Raw genomic sequence first — 17699 nt, forward strand, 5'->3', positions numbered from 1 at the left:
CCTCCCTTCGTGCTCCTACTCTTTTCCATTCGCCCTGCCCCAATTCCTTTTACTGTGAAAAAATGTCGCGCTTTTTTCAGGCTAATGGCTGCAACTGCTGCCTGCGATCCGCCAAACGTTTTCTCTCTTTCGGCTACCCGGCGTTTTGCAGTTGCTTTTGCACAGGCTCGCTCGCCCGTTTTTTCTCGGCTGCGCCCACGAGCAAGGCGCCAAATGGCAGTTTGCCCAACCCGTACGACAGCAAAAACGAGCCGGCCGCACAGATGGCAAAAACGACCAGGCTGCCGATGATCCCGGTGTGAAACAGGCCAATCGCGCGCAGCCCCTTCATCAAGTAGGTGAGGATCAATGCGTGCATCAAATACGCGCCGTACGAATACTTTCCGACAAGCCCGAGCCAGTGCGTCCAAGCCGCTTTCTTTTTCCCGAGCCAGAGCGCCAGGCCGTACACGCCCAAGAGCGAAGCGACGGTGTACAAAAACATGGACGGCTTCAAGGAGGTCGCGACATTCAAATTGATAGTGCCGCTGTTAGAGTCGCGGAACAGCTCGTAGCCAATCCAGGCGTACAGCAGGCAAAACGCCGTCGCGGTCAGCGGCCAGCGCTTGCGCAGACTGTCCCTGAAAGCCGGCAGGGCCACGGCAGCCACACCGCCGAGCAAAAAGTAAAAGAAGTAGTAGAAGCTGTTGCGATCGCGGTACTTGATAAAGTACGCTTCCAGCCAGCCCCCGGTAAATTCGCCAGGGTGCGCCGGAATATAGCGGGCGGAAAACCACATCAAGCCCGCATACACGCCCCCGGCAACCGCTCCGACCGCAAGAAGGCGGAGGCGGCCCGTGACCAGGCGATGCAAAAATCGAAACAGCTTTTGCCACAGCGGATAGAGCAAATAAAACTGGAAGATCATCACGACAAACCACAAGTGATAGGACGCAGTTCCCGTCACGAGCTTTTTGGCGATTGTCCACAAAAAGGCGCTGCCCTCGCCCAGCGGCTTCGTCTGCACAGCCAGGTAGATGGCCGACCAAATCCCGTACGGCACCAAAATTTCCGTTACCCGCTTGCGCATGAAAGAAAAGTAGTTGACTTTTTCGTAATAGTTGTAAAACAAGACCAGTCCGGTAATAAAAATAAATGCCGGAACGGCGAATTTTAGCAGATGAAACAACATTCCATATACGATAGCCGCTTGCTCGCTCAACCCTTTTTCCCTGATAAAGACGCCGATCACATGCTGATAGACGACCGCGAGAAAGGCAAAGGCGCGAATGAGGTCAAGCTCTGCTATTCGTTCTTTTCGGCCCATAGAAACTACCAGATCCTCCCTGTTTTATTGGACAAGTGTCATCCTTATCTTACAGATCCGTACAGCAACAGGCAACCCTGCATGTTAGAAAACTTGGCGCAGTCTTAGTTGCCCTTTTACTGGGTAAGAATCTTCTAAATTCTTATCTGTACAAAAAGGCGGATGGCGCCGCGGCATCCGCCTGCTTTCTTTATTTTATTGGCGCATCCAGAAGGGGTCGTTTGCCCAGCCTGGCTTTCGGTCATTTCTTAGTGCTGCACCTCGGAATGCGGGAGGCCGCCAGGAACGGCGATCAGCCCAGGCCGCCTGACAAAAGCCTTCACGTTTATATCTACCTCGATATCGGAAAACACCTGATTCCAGTCCGCTCGCACTGCCGCAAACTCTTTTGGATAGTTGCGATGAAACTGCTGGGCGAAGTTCAGTATATCTGCCTTTAATTCCTTTTGCACCTGTTTGAGCGCGAGCCGGACTCTCGTTTTGATATCTTCGCGCAGCGCTTCCTCGACCATCGCGATCTGCTGGGGATTGTTCAAGGTCAGCCTGGTGCCGTTTTGCACGATGTCTCTCTCCGTGTCGATATCCACGAGCATCTTCCATTTCCCGTTTTCGATCCGCGGCGTCAGCTTGGTCACCTCGCGAATCGGGTTTAACGAGACGAATCCGTGTTCCTGTTTGAGCTTGACCGTCACCGTCGTGTTGGGGACTTCATTCCTCAGCCAGAGTACCCCTCTCGTCGTCCGGTCAGACAAAAGACCGATCATCTTGCCATTTTGAAAGACAGCCGTACCCGACAAATACGGGCTTGTCTTCTTCGGCTGTCCTTTCTTCGGCGGCTTCATGATGTCGATCATCGGCAAGGCGGCCGCCTCTGTTCTTGCGGCAAACATTTTTTGCAAATCGAGCAGAGTGACCGATAGCCCGACATTCATGTCAGACAGCTTGCGGACTACTTCGGCGGAGTATCGTTCGAGCGGCGGCAGCATCTCCAGAACTTCGCGGGCTTGTCCCCTGCTCACGTACACGAAAGCCCGGTTGCGCGGCTCGGGGTGACGGGCGTAATAGTCGACGTACTCCTTCAAGCCGTGCCGGGCGAGCGCTTGCCCGTAAATATACACCTTGCAATGGCCCCAGAACACTTTCCGCGGTATTTTCAACTGCACTTTGGACATCGCATCGGCAATATTGACCCCTTTTGCCGTGCGAATGAGCGTCATCGCGTTCCCTGCTCCGCTTCCCTCGCTGAGCGAGCGCGGGATGAACACCTGAATCGACAGTTCGATATCGTTTGGCGATGACCAGTCGATGGCGGCAGCGGTCACGAGTGCGACATCGTTTATCTCCACGCGGTCCCAGCACCCGCCAAGCAGACCTGCGCACAGGCAAAAAAGGAAAGCAAGCCGCTTCATCGGCTCCTTTCCCCTTCGAAGGGCGAGAGTTTCGCTAGCGGCCAGATGAAGCTCTCGACCCCGCGCGCGTACACGAGCAGATCAGGCTTCTCGCTGATCGGCAGCGCGAACGGGGCGAGCATGGAGTTTTCGCGGATATGCGCGTCGGCCCGCTGCAGCATCCACGGCTCATGGAACACGTTGGCATAATAAAGTCCGTTTGTTTTCTTGCACTGGCAAAACAGCGTATAGCGTTCGGTCAGCCAGTGCTCCAGCGTACCGGCGCGGGCGAGGGCCGGCTCGGATACAGGCCAGTAGCTGCCGCGAAATGCAGCCGCATCCGCTCCTGCCGAAAACCGCTCCGACTGAAAATCAATGCGGTCAGCGTGAACCAGAAGATCCATCTTCGTATGATAATAGGGCAGCCGATACCAGTACTCGGCGATTTTCGTCACGAGCAAATGAGAAGTATCCAGCGACAAAAAGTAAACGCCTCGTGTGGAGCCTGCCCTCACATATGTTCGCACATTGATCTCGGGGAAGGTCGTGACATACGGGACTGGAAACAGGCGGCGGAGACGGACTCTGGTGAGCAGAAACGGAATGACGCTGATCCAGGCGTGCCCGTCATACGTATCCAGTTCCAGGCCTGCCGGAATCAGGCTGCGGATCGCCTCGGGCGAAACGGCCCAGTGCGCAAACAGCAAATGCTCCCACGTCTGCGTCATCCTCCAGCCTTTCTGTTGTCGCTTTTCCCTGATTGGAATGATTCCCTGGTTCATATGAATCCCTCCCCAACGTCGCCAGCCATCGTCATGTTTGTTCAACTTTCCGCAGAAGAATGGAAGGCGAGCGGTACTTTCGTCACTTTGCTCGTCAACTCATCAAGCGCTACGAGGTCGTCTGCTGTCACATCACGTAACGAAGTTTTTCCCAGGGCGAGTATGGCAATTTCCATTTCGTCTACAAAAGAAAGGAAAAAATTCGCCAAGTATTTGCTTGCTTGCTCGGCGTTGAATTTGTCCTTCAGCTTTCCCGGGTAATTCGTCAGCTCTGTCGGCGGCTCCCACGGGATCGCCTTTGTCACCTGATCGTGGGTCATCGCCCACAGCATGGCCGTTCCCATAAAAATGCCATCCGCCCCCAGCGCAATCGCCTTCAGACACTCGCCAGGGGTCGTGTAGCCGCCACCTGACAAAAGCGAGATGCGGTCTTTGACCCCTCTCTCCTTCAAGTATTGGACGGCCCGGCACAAGGCGTAAATCGTCGGCAAGCCGAAGTCATCCTCCAAAATCGGCGGGCCGCCCTTCGTCCCTGCCTGCCCCCCGTCAATGCTGATGAAATCGACGCCAGCCTGGATGGCAATTTCCAAATCCTGCTCCAACACAGCGCTGGCGCATATTTTCACGCCAATCGGAACTCCGTCTGTGATCGCGCGCAGCTTGTCGACCAGCTTGCGCAAGTCTTCCGGGCTGTTGACCTCCGGCTGGCGCGAAGGAATGACGACCATTTCCTCGCCCTCCACCCCCATCAGTTGGCTTGCCTTGCCCGTTATGTATTCACCGGGGATAAAGCTGGCCGCTGCCGCCGTCGCGCCTTGCCCGAAGTGAATTTCAATGGCGTCTGCCTGCCGCAGCGTCTCCGGCTCCTTGGACCACGTGCCGGAATTGTATTGAATGATGAGATACTTGGCGTATTTTCTTTCCTCTGGCAAAAGCGGCCCTTCTCCCGTATTGCTCACGCTGCCGACAGCCGCCGTTCCTTTGGCGATCGCAATCTTCACGCTCTCGCTGATGCCGATGCCAAAGCCCATGGCCCCAGACAGGAGCGGGATATCGAGGGTCAGCGGCCGTTTTGCCTTCGGTCCGATCGTGATTTTCATGTCGACCTCGGCGTCCTCGTCAGCCGGCAGCACCGCAAGCTGGGCCGGGGAAAAGATCAGCCCGTCGAAGTTCAGAAATTTGCGCGGACTGCCGAATGGCCGTTCAATCGCCTGCCCTGTCGTCGCACGCAAGCTGTTTTCCACGACGTAGCGCGGACTGACCTTGGTCAATGCCGACACCATCTCGAAAATATTTTCCGGATAGCGGTCCGACATCAATCGCTTCATAAAGCGCCCGAGCAGCCACTGCACCGCAGGACGAAACGTGAAAAACGCCAGCAGCGCAAACAGGATGCCTGCAACGAGCGTTCCTACAAACGAGCCTATTAAAAAATCCATCCATCTCCCGTTCATTTCATCCACCTCCTGCGAGCATGCTGGTTCCAGCCTCTTTTGCTGCTTGCAACCGTCGCTTGACGTGCGCGACTACCGTTTTTCTTGGCTTGCCGGATAGCCCACCGATTCCGAGGTCAGTCCCGGGCGGCGGATCGCAGCGTGAATCTTCGTGCTCACCTCGACCTGCGGGTAGATTTCGTCCCAGCTTTGTTTGACTTCGTCCCATTGTTGCGGGTACTTCCGATGAAAAGCGGCGGCAAAGTTGGTCACATCCGCGTGCAGCTCCTTTTGCAAATAAAACAACGCCAGGCTGACGCGGGAGCGTATTTCGTTTTCGACCGCTTTTTCCACGAGCGCGATGCTGCTCAGATCCATCATGTTCAGCCGCGTTCCGTTTTCGACGACGTCGCCCTCCGTATCAATTTTGACCAGGATGGACCACTTCCCATTCTCGATCTTCGGAACCAGCTTCGTCGTAGCCCGAAGCGGGATGACCGATATAAGCCCTTGTCCCCCCGGAATGTTGACGCTGACGGATGCGCGGATGATCTCGTTTCGCAGCCAGAGCAAACCTCTTGTGGCCTTTGTCGTCAGCGCGCCAATCATTTTATCGTTGCGGAAGATGGCCGTTCCCATCAAGAGCGAGTTTTCCTGGATTTGCGCCTGCTCGTCCAGCTTGCTCCCTTTTTGAATATAGGGAAGGGCCACAGCCCGGGCTTCTCCATTGAGCATGTTTCGAAAATCAACCAAGGTCACGGCCATGCCGATGTGCAGAGTCGCGTATTCCCGCAGCGCTTCCGCCGTGGAACGCTCCAGCAAGGTTTTAATCCCGAGAATTTCCATTGCTTTTCCTTTGGAGATGTACAGATAGGCCCGGTTGCGCGGCTCCGGATGGCGCACGAGAAAATCGATATGATCGGCAATCCCTTCTTTGGCAACCGCTTCTCCAAACAAGTAGATTTTGCAATGCCCCCAAAAAACTTTGCGGGAAAGCTTGGCCTGAACCTTGGACATCGCATCGGCAATATTGATCCCTTTTCCGCTCAGCACGGTCGTCAGCTCGCGATCCGCGCTCATGGTCGGTCCGCCGAGCCCGCCTTCCCCCACCGCTCGCGGGATAAGCACCTGGATGCTCAACACAATCTCGCCCGCTCCCCCCTTGTCCACAGCAGCCGCAGTAATAATCGCAAGGTCGTTGATCTCCGTCCGATCCCAGCAGCCGCCAAGCAACACACAACAGGCCAACAAAATTAACACGCTCCCTCGCGCCCTCACCCGGATTCTGCCTCCTCTGTCTTGCTGCGCTTCCCGCGCATGATCGCCCAGACGAGCAGCCCCGCCGGAATGAAGCAAAAGAACAGCGTCAGCAAGGCCGGAATCGCAAACGTGGTGACATCTCCGAGCATGGAGAAGCTCGGAATGCCCCAAAAGCTGAATATCACCGTCAACACTCCGCTCGGCAAAATGAGCGGCTGGTAAGTAGTCAGGTTCAGCCATTGCGCGGTGCCGAGCACGGTCGCGTAGTAAAACATCGAGACTTTGACGAAAGCGCCGATAACCCAGATCGCCATGACGGCCGATTCCATATTCTCAAAAAAATCGGCGACGTTCACATACTTGGCCGTATCCATAATCGGAAACAAGATGTTGCCGAGCGCGTCCCCCATCAAAAACAGCGTGACCAAATTCGCGATCGTCATCGTCAGCATGGCGCCGGCCACTACGAAAAAGGCCGACCGCGTACCTTGCCTGCGGTTGGACAGGAAGGGCAGCAGGTAGGAAATCAGAAACACCTCGGTGAACCAGCCAAGCGGCGTGACCGCTCCTTTCATCGACGGCAACACCCCGTTGTCCAAAATCGGAAACAGGTTGCCAGGGTCCAGAGCGGGAAAAACAAGGCCGATCATCAGCAGCAGCGGGAGGATGAACACCGGGAAAAACACTTGCGCCGTCCGCCCCAGCACCTCGATGCCGCCTTTTACCGCGAGCGAACAGACGAAGATCAGGGCGGACGAGATGACGCCAAGCGGGGTTTCCTGCAGGAACAAGGCGATAAAATCCGCATACTCCCGCACGATGATGCCGTTTACTTGCAGCAAAAAGTACAAGTACAAGAAGCCGAGGACTGCCGCAGGAACTTTTCCGGTAATTTCCCGCGCATGTTCGATGACCGACATGCCGGGGAAGCGCTTGTTGAGATGGATCGCAATCCACACGCTGAAAAAACCGATAAGCGAAGCCCATAGCGGAGTGAGCCACAAGTCGTTTTGCGCGTGCTGTGCCATGATGCTTGGTCCGACAAGCATCGCTGTGGACACGAGGACTGGATACATCATCATCCCCATCTGCAAGGCTGATATTTTTCCCGTTTCGAGCATGGTTCCTCATCCTTCTTGCTTTTCGGAATGGGCACTGCCGGACACCGCGGCTATTTGGGCTTGGCTTTGCTGCTTGCCTTTTTTGCGCCAATAGGCGAAGCCGAGCAGCAGCAACGGGCAAATTGTCTGCATGAGCGGGCCGTAAAAAGGGAACGCGACAATGTCGAAGCGGCCTGCCTCGTTCAGATTCGGCATCGACCAGAAGCTGAGCGCCGCAATGAGCATCCCGATCGGAATGACAATCGGGCGATAATCTGATAGCTCCAGCCACTGGCTCGTCCCCAGCACAGTGGCGTAGTAAAACACGCTGATTTTGACGTACATCCCCAAAATCCAGACGGTCATGACCACCGAGTCCAGATTTTCAAAGAAGTCCGCAATGCTGATGTAGCGAAAGGCGACCATGACCGGGTACATGTAATCCGCCGCCTGCCGCCCGAAGACGAGCAGGATGAAAAAATTGATACAGGTCAATAGCAAGGCGATCCCGAGGATGACGAGCATTCCTGCGCGCATGCTTTTGTCCCGGTTCGTCACATACGGAAGCAAAAACGACATCAGGAAAACTTCGCTGAAGTAGCCTTGGGGAATCAGCGCCCCTTTCACCGACGGCAGCAAGCCGCGTTCAAACATCGGGAACAGAAACTCGAAGTGCATGTCCTGGAGCAAAAACGGCATCAGGAGCAACGGAAACAGGAAGAGCAAGAAAAAGCCTTGCGCTGTCCTGCCGATCACCTCTAACCCTGCCCTTACGGCATACGCGCACACGGCTATCATCGTGAGAATGACGACGCTGATCGGCGTTTGCGGCAAAAAGTTCCCGATGATGAACTCGGCATAGCCTCTGGCGATCAGGCCCGTCATGTGAACGTAAAAAAACAAAAGAAGCAGTCCGAAAATTTTTCCCGGGACTTTGCCGATGATATCTGTGCTGTACTGGATCACCGTTTGCTGCGGATACAGCCTGTTCAATGCAAACGCGATGTACACCGTAAAAAATCCGATTAGCGATGCCAAGAAAGGCGACAGCCACAAGTCGTTTTCCGCGTATTTGCCCGTGTAGCTCGGCACCACAGTCACAGCCGAGGCCACGATGGCTAAAAAGACCATTTTGCCCATCTGAGCGGAAGAGATTTTTCCCTGTTCTAGCAAACGCCCCACCCTTTTTTACTCCAGAAATTGACCTAGCGGCTTGAAAATCGCATTGATGAGCGTAGTCGGCCCCGGCAAGTTCGGCAAATCCAGCAACGACAAAACCCAGCCTGTGAACAGCAGAGTGATGAAGGACGCCTTGTCCCGCCTCGGCAAGCGCGAAAGACGCGGCCATTCGAACGCGAACAGGATACAGGCAAAGGCGCTCATCGTGACAATCTGGCCCCATTTCAAGCAGGATCTCCCCCTTTTTCCGGACCTGGCTTCTGGTCGGCCCCCTGCCTTATTTTTTGATAATCGCCAGTCAGGTGCGGTCGCTCGTTCATCATCCACCACGGCGCGCGGACGATGGTGTCTTTCCACTCCGAAAACTTCATCGGCCCGACTGGCGTCAAATAAGGAACCCCTAAAGAGCGAATCGTACTCAAATGAATGACGGTGACGATGATGCCGAGCATAATCCCCAACAGCCCGAGCGTGCCCGCGAGAAACATCATGGGAAAGCGCAGCAGCCGAATCGAGATGCCTGCGATGTAGTGCGGAATCATAAAGGAAGCGATCCCGGTAATGGCGACGACAATGACCATCGGAGCGGAAACCAGCCCCGCCTGTACGGCAGCCTGACCGATGACGAGCGCGCCCACGATACTGACAGCGGCACCTGCCTGTTTGGGCAGCCGGACGCCAGCTTCCCGCAGCGCCTCGAATGTAATCTCCAACAGGAGCGCTTCGACCAGGGCAGGAAAAGGCACGGACTCGCGGGACGCCGCCATGCTGATTAACAGAGAGGTTGGCACCATTTCGTGGTGGTACGTAATCAGCGCCACGTACAGCGAAGGCAGCAAAAAGGAAATCACCGTGAACAAGTAGCGGAGCCAGCGAATCGCAGTACTCGCAATCGACCGTTGGTAGTAGTCCTCGCTCGATTGCAGCAGGGAGAACAGCGTCGTCGGCGCAATCATCACAAACGGCGTGCCGTCTACGAGAATGGCGATCCGGCCCTCCAGCAAGTTGCCGCACGTCACATCCGGGCGCTCCGTCGTCAAAATTTGCGGGAAGGGCGAAGCGGGATAGTCTTCGATCATCTCCTCGATATACCCGCTCTCCAGCACGCCGTCGATGTCGATCCGGTTCAGCCTCGCCCGTACTTCCGTGACCAAATCCGCGTCCACAAGCCCGTCCACGTACGCGAGCACGACTTGCGTCTTCGTGTAGCCGCCAATCTGCATTTGCTCCATTTTCAATGCCGGCGTCTTGATGAGCCGCCGCAGCAGCGCCGTATTGACCTGAAGCGATTCGGTGAAGCCCTCGCGCGGGCCGCGGACGACTACTTCGGCCATCGGCTCCTCGATTTGCCTTTTTTCCCATCGTGCCAGGCCAAAGGAAAGAGCGCGCTGCTGCTGATCGATCAACAGGATCGGATAGCCGTTTGCGACAGATTCCAGACAGTCCTCGAAGGTCGCCAGCTCATGCGTTTTCGATACGGACACAACATTGTCCAGCAGCTTGCTGATCGCCGAATCCTTCGGCAGCTTCGTCTTCATCAGCACGGACAAGACGGTGCGCTCCAGCTCCTCGTTGTTCGTCAAGCCTTGGATGTAGATCGCAAGCGCCCGGGTCGATCCTCCGATGCGAAAAGAGCGGAAAACCACATCGGCGCAATTGGCATAAAGAGCGCGCAGTTGCTGCTCGTTCTCGGCAAGCTCCCTGTGCAAAGGCGTATGCGAAGGCACTGCCTGCTGTTGCTGGACCCTTTGCTTGTGCGATCTCCACCATTTTCGCGCGTTCCGGCTCACACCCCCACCCCCTGATTCCCAAACAGTCACGCTTCCCCCCGGAATGAGTCAAGCTGTGAAATGAGTTAGGGAAATTTTGCCCCATTCATGCCACTTTTATCCTGTCTGTCCGCATGGAATTGGACGAAACGGCCTGTTGGCAAAAGAAAAACGCCCGGATCAACCGGACGTTTTGGAACGCAGCCATTTCCACAAATAACAGTAACAGGATGTCAGCACAAGCACGACAGCGATCGTCATGAGAGTGTCAAAGCGCATGATAGCCTCCTTCTCTTTCCGTACTCTTTTACTACGAGCAAGCCCGGGAAAAAGTAACGGTGTTGCATCAGGCAAAAACAAAGAGCCCCGCTTGTGCGAAGCTCTTTTGCCAGCCATGCCCCTATTAATCGGGTTGGGAAGTCGTTTTCCCGTGTGGACGCAAAGCTCTTTTCCACATATCCAAAACCATGCCGACCGCAACAGCGATCAAGGCAGGCAGCAGCCAACCAGCGCCCTCCTTGTAAAACGGCAAAGCCGTCAGCACGCCATCCCACCCGCGAGCGAGGAACAAGACATTGACCAAATCGGCCAGCCCGAACAGCGCGACGACCCCAACTGTCGTGATGTAGACGAGCGAAGTCGCCGGAATGAACCGCTCCACCAGCGCGAGCAAAATAAGAACGATCGCAACCGGATAAATCGCGCCGAGCACGGGTACGGATACGGTCAAAATTTGCGTCAGCCCCATGTTCGCCACGATCATGCTCAAGACGCTGAGCACCGTCACCCATCCTTTGTACGGCAAGCCGCCGAACAGCCCATGAAAATATTGGCTGCACGAGGTCACAAGGCCAATCGACACACAGAGGCACGCGACGGTGAAGATCACGCCGAGAATCAACGTTCCGCTCGACCCGAACAACTGATTCATCATGTTCGCCAAAAGCTGTGCGCCATTTTCCGCCTTGCCCAGCGAAGCGGCGGAAGCGCCCATGATCCCCAAAATCACGTAGATGACTGTGAGCAATAGCCCTGCCCCGATCCCCGCGCGGATCATGCTCGCCGACAGCTTCTTCGTGTCGGTAATCCCTTTGGCGCGCAACGTGTTGGCGATGACGATGCCAAACACAAGTGCGGCCAGCGCATCCATCGTCAAATACCCGTCCAGAAACCCTTGGACAATCGGATTGGTGCCGTACTTCCCTGTCGGCGTCCCCATCGCTCCGAGCGGCGTCACCAGACTTTTCACGTAAATCAGCGCGATCAAGGCCAGCAAAGCCGGTGTCAGCAGCTTTCCAAAGCGATCGACGAGCTTGGAAGGAGACAGGCTCAGCCAGAAGACGATCAGAAAAAAGACGACCGTGTACACGAACAGGCTGAGTTTGGAGGCAACCAGCGGTTCAGGCAAAAACGGAGCCATCCCCATCTCGAAGGCAAGGCTTCCCGCACGCGGAATCGCGAGCGCAGGCCCAATCGAAACGTAAATCAAAAACGGAAAAATAAGAGCAAAAACGGGATGAACCCGGCTCGCCAGGCTGTGGAAGCTGCCAGCTTTTGCCACCGCCACCACGCCGAGAATCGGCAAGCCGACGGCCGATAAAACAAAGCCGAGCAGCGAAGACCAGACAAGCGAGCCTGCTTCCTGACCGAGATAAGGCGGAAAAATCAGATTGCCTGCCCCGAAAAACATGGAGAAGAGCATAAAGCTGATGAGCATCCATTCTTTTTTAGACATTGTTGTCATTGTCGAACATACTACCTCCCTCCATAATGAGAGGCATTCTATCAACTTTTGATATAATACGCCAGTGCTTCTCCTTTTTTCGCAATAGCAAGTGCATTGCGACAGCTTGCGCAAGGCCCGGCCAGCCAATCCCGGAAATCGGCTTGTCCACGCCAGAAAAGCGATGGGATAACCACCTGTCGCTTTTCTGGCTGCACCCGACTAGGTGGTTATCCGCTCATCGTTTTCGCATGGCCAAAATGCGTCTGTAAAAAGTCTGGTCCAAAAGCTGTTGAAACAAGGACAGCGACGGGCGAAAATTCGCTTCGATAATCCACGGCTTCCCGTGAATGTCGATACCCATATCCAAGCCGATTTCCCGCAAGGTCGGGTACGCTTTGCCCAAGCAATGTCCGACCGCAAGCGACACGCTTCTGATCTCCCTGAGCAAATCCGGTCCGGCCGCGACGTTGGACTGGCGAATCGCGGTGCGAAGCGGCAGCACCTTTCCCCTGCTGCGCGCCACGTTCGTGACGACGAAGCCTGGTCCAGCGAGCTTTGCCACCCAGCCCGTGATGATCCAGGGCGAAGCTTTGCCAGTGCGCTGCAGCATCACGCGCACGTCAAAAGGCTTGCCGTTGATCCGGCCGAGCGGAATGCGCGGCTGCAGCAAATACTTTTTCGGACGGAACAGCGAGCGGACGTACTGCACGGTTTTTTCCTTGCCTTCGATAGTCCGCCGCACATTGCCGCTATGGACGAGGTAGCGCTCTTCGCCCAGGTCGGTCAACTGGATGATCCCTGCTCCGCCTCCGCCGCCGGACGGCTTGAGCATCACGCGCTTGTAGCTTTCCGCGTACTCCCATAACGCCTCCGGAGAAAACAGCCGGGTCTTGGGCAGGTGCTCCCGCAACAGCTCATCTTGGACCATGTGCTGATGCTTGCCCCATTTTCCTACGTTTGGCGCTTTTATGGCAAAGTCTCTCCATTCGTAATGAGATGATGCTCTTCGATTTTGGTGATGCGATTGTGTTCATCCACAAACACGACCTTGGGCACCAGTTGATCGCATTCGCTCTCGTCGTACATGCCCATGCTTAAAATAATGACGATGTCGCCTGGGGAAAACAGGTGGGCAGGCGGGCCGTTCAGACAAATTTTCCCGCTTCCTTCTGCTGCCGGCAGAACGTATGTTTTCCAGCGCGTCGCATTGCGCAGGCTGGTAATTTGCACAATCTCGTAGGGCTTGATATCGGCCGCTTTCATCAGGGCCACGTCAATCGTAATGCTTCCGACGTAGTCCAGCTCGGCCTGCGTCACCGTCGCCCGGTGGATTTTACCTTTGCACATGTGGCGTTGCATCGGATGTTCACTCCTTTTCAAACCGCTGACATCAGTCTATGTGCGAGAGAATGTCCGGGAAACCATGGACAGCCAAAAGGATTGCTCACGCCGTACAGACTGCCTGTGCCAGATCAATTCCATAGGCGGAGCACAGCTTGGCGAGCTCCTCCACCACGGTTTGCGGAAAAGGAATGCCGTCCTGCTTGCGGGCCGTCATGATTCGCTGCTCGATCTCGCCGGGAATCAAAATTTCCGCGACACCGGGAGCAGTCGGGACGTTTTTGACTTGGCGAATGTATGCGTCCATGCTTTGCCTGAATGCATCGAGCGGCAGGAAGCGCTGTACGTCGATGCACAGGAAGACGTGTCCGATGTCTTGCGGGTCTTGCCAGTTGTCGTACAAGCTTTTCACGCCGGGGCCGACCGCCGCGCCCGTGAGCAGCCCGCAGACAATGTCAATGAACATGGCAAGTCCGTAGCCTTTTGCTCCCCCGATCGGCAAAAGCGAGCCGAGCAAGGCTTTCGTCGGATCGTGAGTGGGCAAGCCGTCGGCGTCGATCGCCCAGTCTTCGGGGATGGCGCTCCCTTTTTTCGCAGCCAGAGCGATTTTGCCGCGCGCAGCCACACTCGTCGCCATGTCGAGCAAAAAAGGCGGCTGCTCGCCAGCCGGAATGCCAATCGCAATCGGATTCGTTCCGAAAAACGGCACAATCCCTCCGGTTGGTGCCATGGATGCGGGCGCATTTGACAAGACGAGCAAAATCAATCCCTCGTCCACTGCCTGCTCCGCGTAGTACGAACAGGAGCCAAAGTGGTTGGAATGCCGCACCCCGGCCAATCCGATGCCGTGTTGGCGGGCAAGCTGCTTCGCTTCGTCCAGCGCCGCTACTCCGACGACAACGCCGAGCTGATTTTTGCCGTCGATGAGGGCGGTCGCGCCTTGCCGGACGACGAGCGCTGGCGGCTGCGTCAGCTCGATCAGTCCCGCCTCGATCCGCTGCACGTAGATCGGCAGCCGCGACAAGCCATGGGATTCGACTCCGCGCAAATCCGCATGGACGAGCGACCGGGCCACAAGCTGCGCGTCTTCTCCCCTGACGCCCGCGCGAGAAAGGACCTGTGCAGCGACCTGCTCCAACCCCTTCCAATGAAAGCGTGTAGGGTTCACCTTCGCTTTCCCTCCCCGATCTTCGTTTTTTCGATCTGCATCTGAATATAAATATGTCGGCGCCGCAGCGACCGTCACAGGCATTGACCCGGTAGCGGAGAGAGCGGCTTGCCGACACGGCGGCACGCGAAAAAGAGAAGCCCCTTGCGCTTTTCGCGGCAAAAGGAGCTTCTCTACTTTTACGGACAGTTTATTCGTATGTGGCGACAGTCGAAACGATCCGGTCCTGCAGCTCGACGAAAAAGTCCTCGTCCTCTACGAAGCCGTTGAAGATGATCGAGACGATCAGCCTCTCGCCGCTTTTCGTCGTGAGATAGCCGGACAGGCTGTTTACTCCGGTCATCGACCCGGTTTTGGCATGCAGGCTATGGGCGGCGGCCGTTTCCACCAGCCGGTTTTTCAACGTACCGTCTACGCCCGCGACAGGCAGTGACGCCTCGTAAGTGGAAAAAGCCGGCTGCTTCGCCATGCCTTCCAGCACAGTGGCGATGTGGCGGGCCGAGATGAGGTTGTAGCGCGTCAGCCCGGAGCCGTCCACCATGTCAAAATTCGCCTTGCCGCCCATTGCCTGCACAGCTTCCTGGACGACTTGTGCGCCTGCTGCCGCGCTGCCTTCGCCTTTTTTCACGGCGCCTAACGTTTTCAACAGCATTTCCGCGTAAAAGTTGTCGCTTTTCTTGTTCAGGTACGAAACGATTTCTTTTAACGGCTGCGAGGCAAATTCGTTCCACTTGACCGCTGTATGAGGCACAGGCGAAACGAGCAACTCGCTGCCCGGAGCGAAGCGGACGCCCTCGCTCTCCAGCGCTTCCTTGAGCAGCGTCCCGACGTATTTCGCAGGCTCCTCCACAGGCACGCGCTCGTAGTCGCCGGGATGGTCGAGCGGGAGGTTTCCGGTCAGGCGAATCGTATTCGTTCCCCGGTCGCGCACGATGGCAAACGTGTTTTCCTGGCCTGGCTCTACCGTTTTCGCTTCGTTGATGACCTCTGCGTAGGACGTTTTCGGCAGCAGATTGAACGAAACGGCGTCTCCGGCTTTTGCGGCAGGCTCGTACTCGACCATGACTGTGCCGCGGTTTACGGACAATGCGCCGAGCGTCGGGTTGTAGTAGTAGCTCTCGTCATCCCAGGCCCAGCCCAGACCGAGCCGTTGCGCGTCGAAGTAGCTTTCGTCGAGCACCAGGTTCCCCTGAATCTCTTTGACTCCTTGCTCTTTGATCCATGCGGCGATTTTTTCAATCGAGACGCCTTCATGCACCTTCAGGGCGTTTTCGGTGTGCAGAGATGGATCGCCGTAGCCTTTGACGTACAGATTGCCTCGCTGCACGCCGTTTTTGGCGACGGGCGCATCCCCGTACAGCTCCGTCTTGAACGTGTAGTCCTCTCCGAGCTGGGAAAGCGCCGCAGCCGTCGTCAGCAGCTTGAGGTTGGACGCGGGCGTGAGCAGTGCATCGGCCTCTTTTTCGTACAAAATGGCTGCGTCCCCCGTTTTGTCTAGCGACTTGACGAGGACGCCTGCGGTCATGCCGACTGCCTGCGGCTGCTCGAACAGCGGATCGAGCAAGGCCGAGAGCGCGTAGGTTTTGTTTGCTTCCGGTGGATCCCCTTGCACGGCGGCGAGCTGCGGATAAGACGCGAGCAGCGTGCCCACGAAGTCTTGCAGGTCGCGCGCATACTTCGACTTGTAAATGCCGTTAATCAGGATGGAAAAGGCCAGCTTATGGCCGTTTTGCGCCGTGACGTAGCCGGACAGGCTGTTGACGCCGCCCATCGAGCCTGTTTTGGCGATGAGGTTTTTCGCTGCCGCCGTACCGAGCATTCTGGTCTTCAACGTGCCGTCGACGCCCGCGACTGGCAACGATTTTTCCAACTCCACGCTGTAGCTCTGCTGCTGCACAAACGCCAAAAGCCGCACGATCTGCTCGGCTGAAACCAGGTCAAAACGCGACAGGCCCGAGCCGTCAACCTGGCGATAGCCGCTGTCGATGCCGGCACGCTTCATGACGTCCGCTACCGCTTCACTTCCGGCTGCGAATGTGCCCGCCCCTTTTTGCGTCGCGCCGAGCGTCTTGAGCAGCATTTCGGCGTAAAAATTGTCGCTCTCCTTGTTCAACTCCACGATCACTTCGCCGAGCGGCTTGGAGAGATGGGTAGAAAAAGGCACGCCGGATTGCACCACTGTCTTTTTCACGGCTGCGCCCGGATTCAGCCCGATGCCTTGCGCGAGCAGTTGCTCTTTCCAGACATCCCCGACGAACAGCGCCGGGTCCTCCAGCGTGACATCCTCCTCATACGGTTTGGCGGCAAGCCCAATCGTTCCTGTCAGCACAACCTCGTTTTTTCCACGCGGCCGCTCAAGTGTGATGTTGGACTCGCTGCCTTCCACCGTCTGCAGCTTGTTGATGACTTTTACGTATGTAGTAGCCGGTTCCACCGCCAATGTCGGTGGCGCATTCACGGCCTTCCCCGGTGTAACGGTCAACGTCGTGACATTTTTATGCACAGAAAGAGCGCTCAGTTGGGCGCTGTAGCCATACGGCTCATCATCCCACATCCAACTGACGCCAAGGCGCGTATCGTCGAAGTAGCTTTCGTCCAGCAGCAAATGGCCGTTGATCCGCTTGATCCCGGCCTGCTTCAATACGCTTGCCATCTGCTGCAAGTCCGCTGGCGTCAAGGTCGGGTCGCCGTAGCCTTTCAACACCAGATCGCCCTGCAAAACGCCGTCCGCACTGACCTTTCCTTGCAGGAAAAGCTCCGTCTTCCACTGGTAGTCCGGCCCGAGCTTATCCAGTCCGGCAACCGTGGTAAACAGCTTCATGTTCGAGGCGGGAATGTAGTTGCGCTCGGCGTTGTGCCGATACAAATACGTTTTGTCCGTCAGGTCGTAGACGACAATCCCCGCATACAGCCCCACGCTGTTCTCGTCGCGCTTCAGGTCCGTCAAGTATTTCTCGATGTGATCGGCGAGCGCGCCCCTGGTGGCGGTGTCTTCCCTCGCAAAAGCAGGAGACGCCGCGAGCTGCAACACAAGCGCAAAAAGCAGAAAGCACGTACAGACGCGTCGAAAGACAACCAACTGATTCATGTTACCCTCCTTGTCCTAGTCTTGACGTTTTACGCAAATTCCACAGTACGCCCCAATGATAGCATCTATTTAGACTTTTCGGAATATTACTATCCTACTAAAAGGAAACAGAGGATGAACCTTGGCTCTATCGACCATACTATCGGCATGACAACGAAG

The 17699-nt window shown here is 56.2% G+C and carries 14 protein-coding genes; all 14 read right to left on the reverse strand.

All coding sequences use genetic code 11. From position 1 onward, the window contains the following. Nucleotides 1–133: 133 nt before the first annotated feature. Complete coding sequence (locus AC3WQH_RS18710) at nt 134–1306, reverse strand: acyltransferase (RefSeq protein WP_492332199.1); 1173 nt, start codon at nt 1304–1306, stop codon at nt 134–136. A gap of 248 nt (nt 1307–1554) precedes the next feature. Beyond that, nucleotides 1555–2715 carry a Ger(x)C family spore germination protein gene (locus tag AC3WQH_RS18715; RefSeq protein WP_026557236.1) on the reverse strand — a complete coding sequence of 387 codons (1161 nt, stop codon included), beginning with the start codon at nt 2713–2715 and terminating at the stop codon, nt 1555–1557. After that, entirely contained in the window at nt 2712–3476 is a 765-nt protein-coding gene (locus AC3WQH_RS18720; protein WP_005828704.1) for a YqjF family protein, read from the reverse strand. Before AC3WQH_RS18720 ends, AC3WQH_RS18715 begins: the two co-directional genes overlap by 4 nt. A 41-nt stretch (nt 3477–3517) precedes the next feature. Next, entirely contained in the window at nt 3518–4930 is a 1413-nt protein-coding gene (locus tag AC3WQH_RS18725) for an FMN-binding glutamate synthase family protein (RefSeq protein ID WP_007782090.1), read from the reverse strand. A 72-nt stretch (nt 4931–5002) separates the two neighbouring features. Continuing rightward, complete coding sequence (locus AC3WQH_RS18730) at nt 5003–6169, reverse strand: Ger(x)C family spore germination protein (protein ID WP_035317149.1); 1167 nt, start codon at nt 6167–6169, stop codon at nt 5003–5005. 14 nt (nt 6170–6183) lie between these two features. Continuing rightward, nucleotides 6184–7290: a GerAB/ArcD/ProY family transporter gene (locus AC3WQH_RS18735; protein ID WP_005828707.1), complete on the reverse strand. Its 1107-nt coding sequence runs from the start codon at nt 7288–7290 to the stop codon at nt 6184–6186. A gap of 6 nt (nt 7291–7296) precedes the next feature. Next, nucleotides 7297–8451 (reverse strand): GerAB/ArcD/ProY family transporter, encoded by a 1155-nt coding sequence (locus tag AC3WQH_RS18740; protein WP_005828709.1) that lies wholly within the window; start codon nt 8449–8451, stop codon nt 7297–7299. A gap of 6 nt (nt 8452–8457) precedes the next feature. Further along, on the reverse strand, nt 8458–8676 hold the full coding sequence (locus tag AC3WQH_RS18745; protein WP_005828710.1) for a hypothetical protein: 219 nt from the start codon (nt 8674–8676) through the stop codon (nt 8458–8460). Then, the gene (locus AC3WQH_RS18750; protein ID WP_492332200.1) at nt 8673–10238 is read right to left on the reverse strand and encodes a spore germination protein; all 1566 of its coding nucleotides are present in this window, start codon (nt 10236–10238) and stop codon (nt 8673–8675) included. Before AC3WQH_RS18750 ends, AC3WQH_RS18745 begins: the two co-directional genes overlap by 4 nt. A 382-nt stretch (nt 10239–10620) precedes the next feature. Further along, nucleotides 10621–11961 carry a branched-chain amino acid transport system II carrier protein gene (gene brnQ, locus AC3WQH_RS18755; protein WP_005828714.1) on the reverse strand — a complete coding sequence of 447 codons (1341 nt, stop codon included), beginning with the start codon at nt 11959–11961 and terminating at the stop codon, nt 10621–10623. 217 nt (nt 11962–12178) lie between these two features. Beyond that, nucleotides 12179–12913 (reverse strand): YheC/YheD family protein, encoded by a 735-nt coding sequence (locus tag AC3WQH_RS18760; RefSeq protein ID WP_255344296.1) that lies wholly within the window; start codon nt 12911–12913, stop codon nt 12179–12181. Beyond that, nucleotides 12910–13302: an aspartate 1-decarboxylase gene (gene panD, locus AC3WQH_RS18765; protein WP_005828718.1), complete on the reverse strand. Its 393-nt coding sequence runs from the start codon at nt 13300–13302 to the stop codon at nt 12910–12912. The genes AC3WQH_RS18760 and panD overlap by 4 nt, the downstream gene beginning before the upstream one ends. Nucleotides 13303–13387: 85 nt before the next feature. Then, nucleotides 13388–14452 carry an Ldh family oxidoreductase gene (locus tag AC3WQH_RS18770; protein ID WP_005828720.1) on the reverse strand — a complete coding sequence of 355 codons (1065 nt, stop codon included), beginning with the start codon at nt 14450–14452 and terminating at the stop codon, nt 13388–13390. A 190-nt stretch (nt 14453–14642) separates the two neighbouring features. Beyond that, a complete protein-coding gene (gene dacB, locus AC3WQH_RS18775; RefSeq protein ID WP_122952750.1) occupies nt 14643–17540 on the reverse strand; it encodes a D-alanyl-D-alanine carboxypeptidase/D-alanyl-D-alanine endopeptidase in 2898 nt (965 codons plus the stop codon). Between the last annotated feature and the right edge of the window lie 159 nt (nt 17541–17699).

The sequence above is a fragment of the Brevibacillus sp. FW301-21C12A genome (assembly GCF_058788915.1).

Coding starts and splice junctions, on each gene's coding strand:
- AC3WQH_RS18710 (WP_492332199.1), bottom strand. CDS start 1,306: ATGGGCCGAAAAGAACGAATAGCAGAGCTTGACCTCATTCGCGCCTTT.
- AC3WQH_RS18715 (WP_026557236.1), bottom strand. CDS start 2,715: ATGAAGCGGCTTGCTTTCCTTTTTTGCCTGTGCGCAGGTCTGCTTGGC.
- AC3WQH_RS18720 (WP_005828704.1), bottom strand. CDS start 3,476: ATGAACCAGGGAATCATTCCAATCAGGGAAAAGCGACAACAGAAAGGC.
- AC3WQH_RS18725 (WP_007782090.1), bottom strand. CDS start 4,930: ATGAACGGGAGATGGATGGATTTTTTAATAGGCTCGTTTGTAGGAACG.
- AC3WQH_RS18735 (WP_005828707.1), bottom strand. CDS start 7,290: ATGCTCGAAACGGGAAAAATATCAGCCTTGCAGATGGGGATGATGATG.
- brnQ (WP_005828714.1), bottom strand. CDS start 11,961: ATGACAACAATGTCTAAAAAAGAATGGATGCTCATCAGCTTTATGCTC.
- panD (WP_005828718.1), bottom strand. CDS start 13,302: ATGCAACGCCACATGTGCAAAGGTAAAATCCACCGGGCGACGGTGACG.
- dacB (WP_122952750.1), bottom strand. CDS start 17,540: ATGAATCAGTTGGTTGTCTTTCGACGCGTCTGTACGTGCTTTCTGCTT.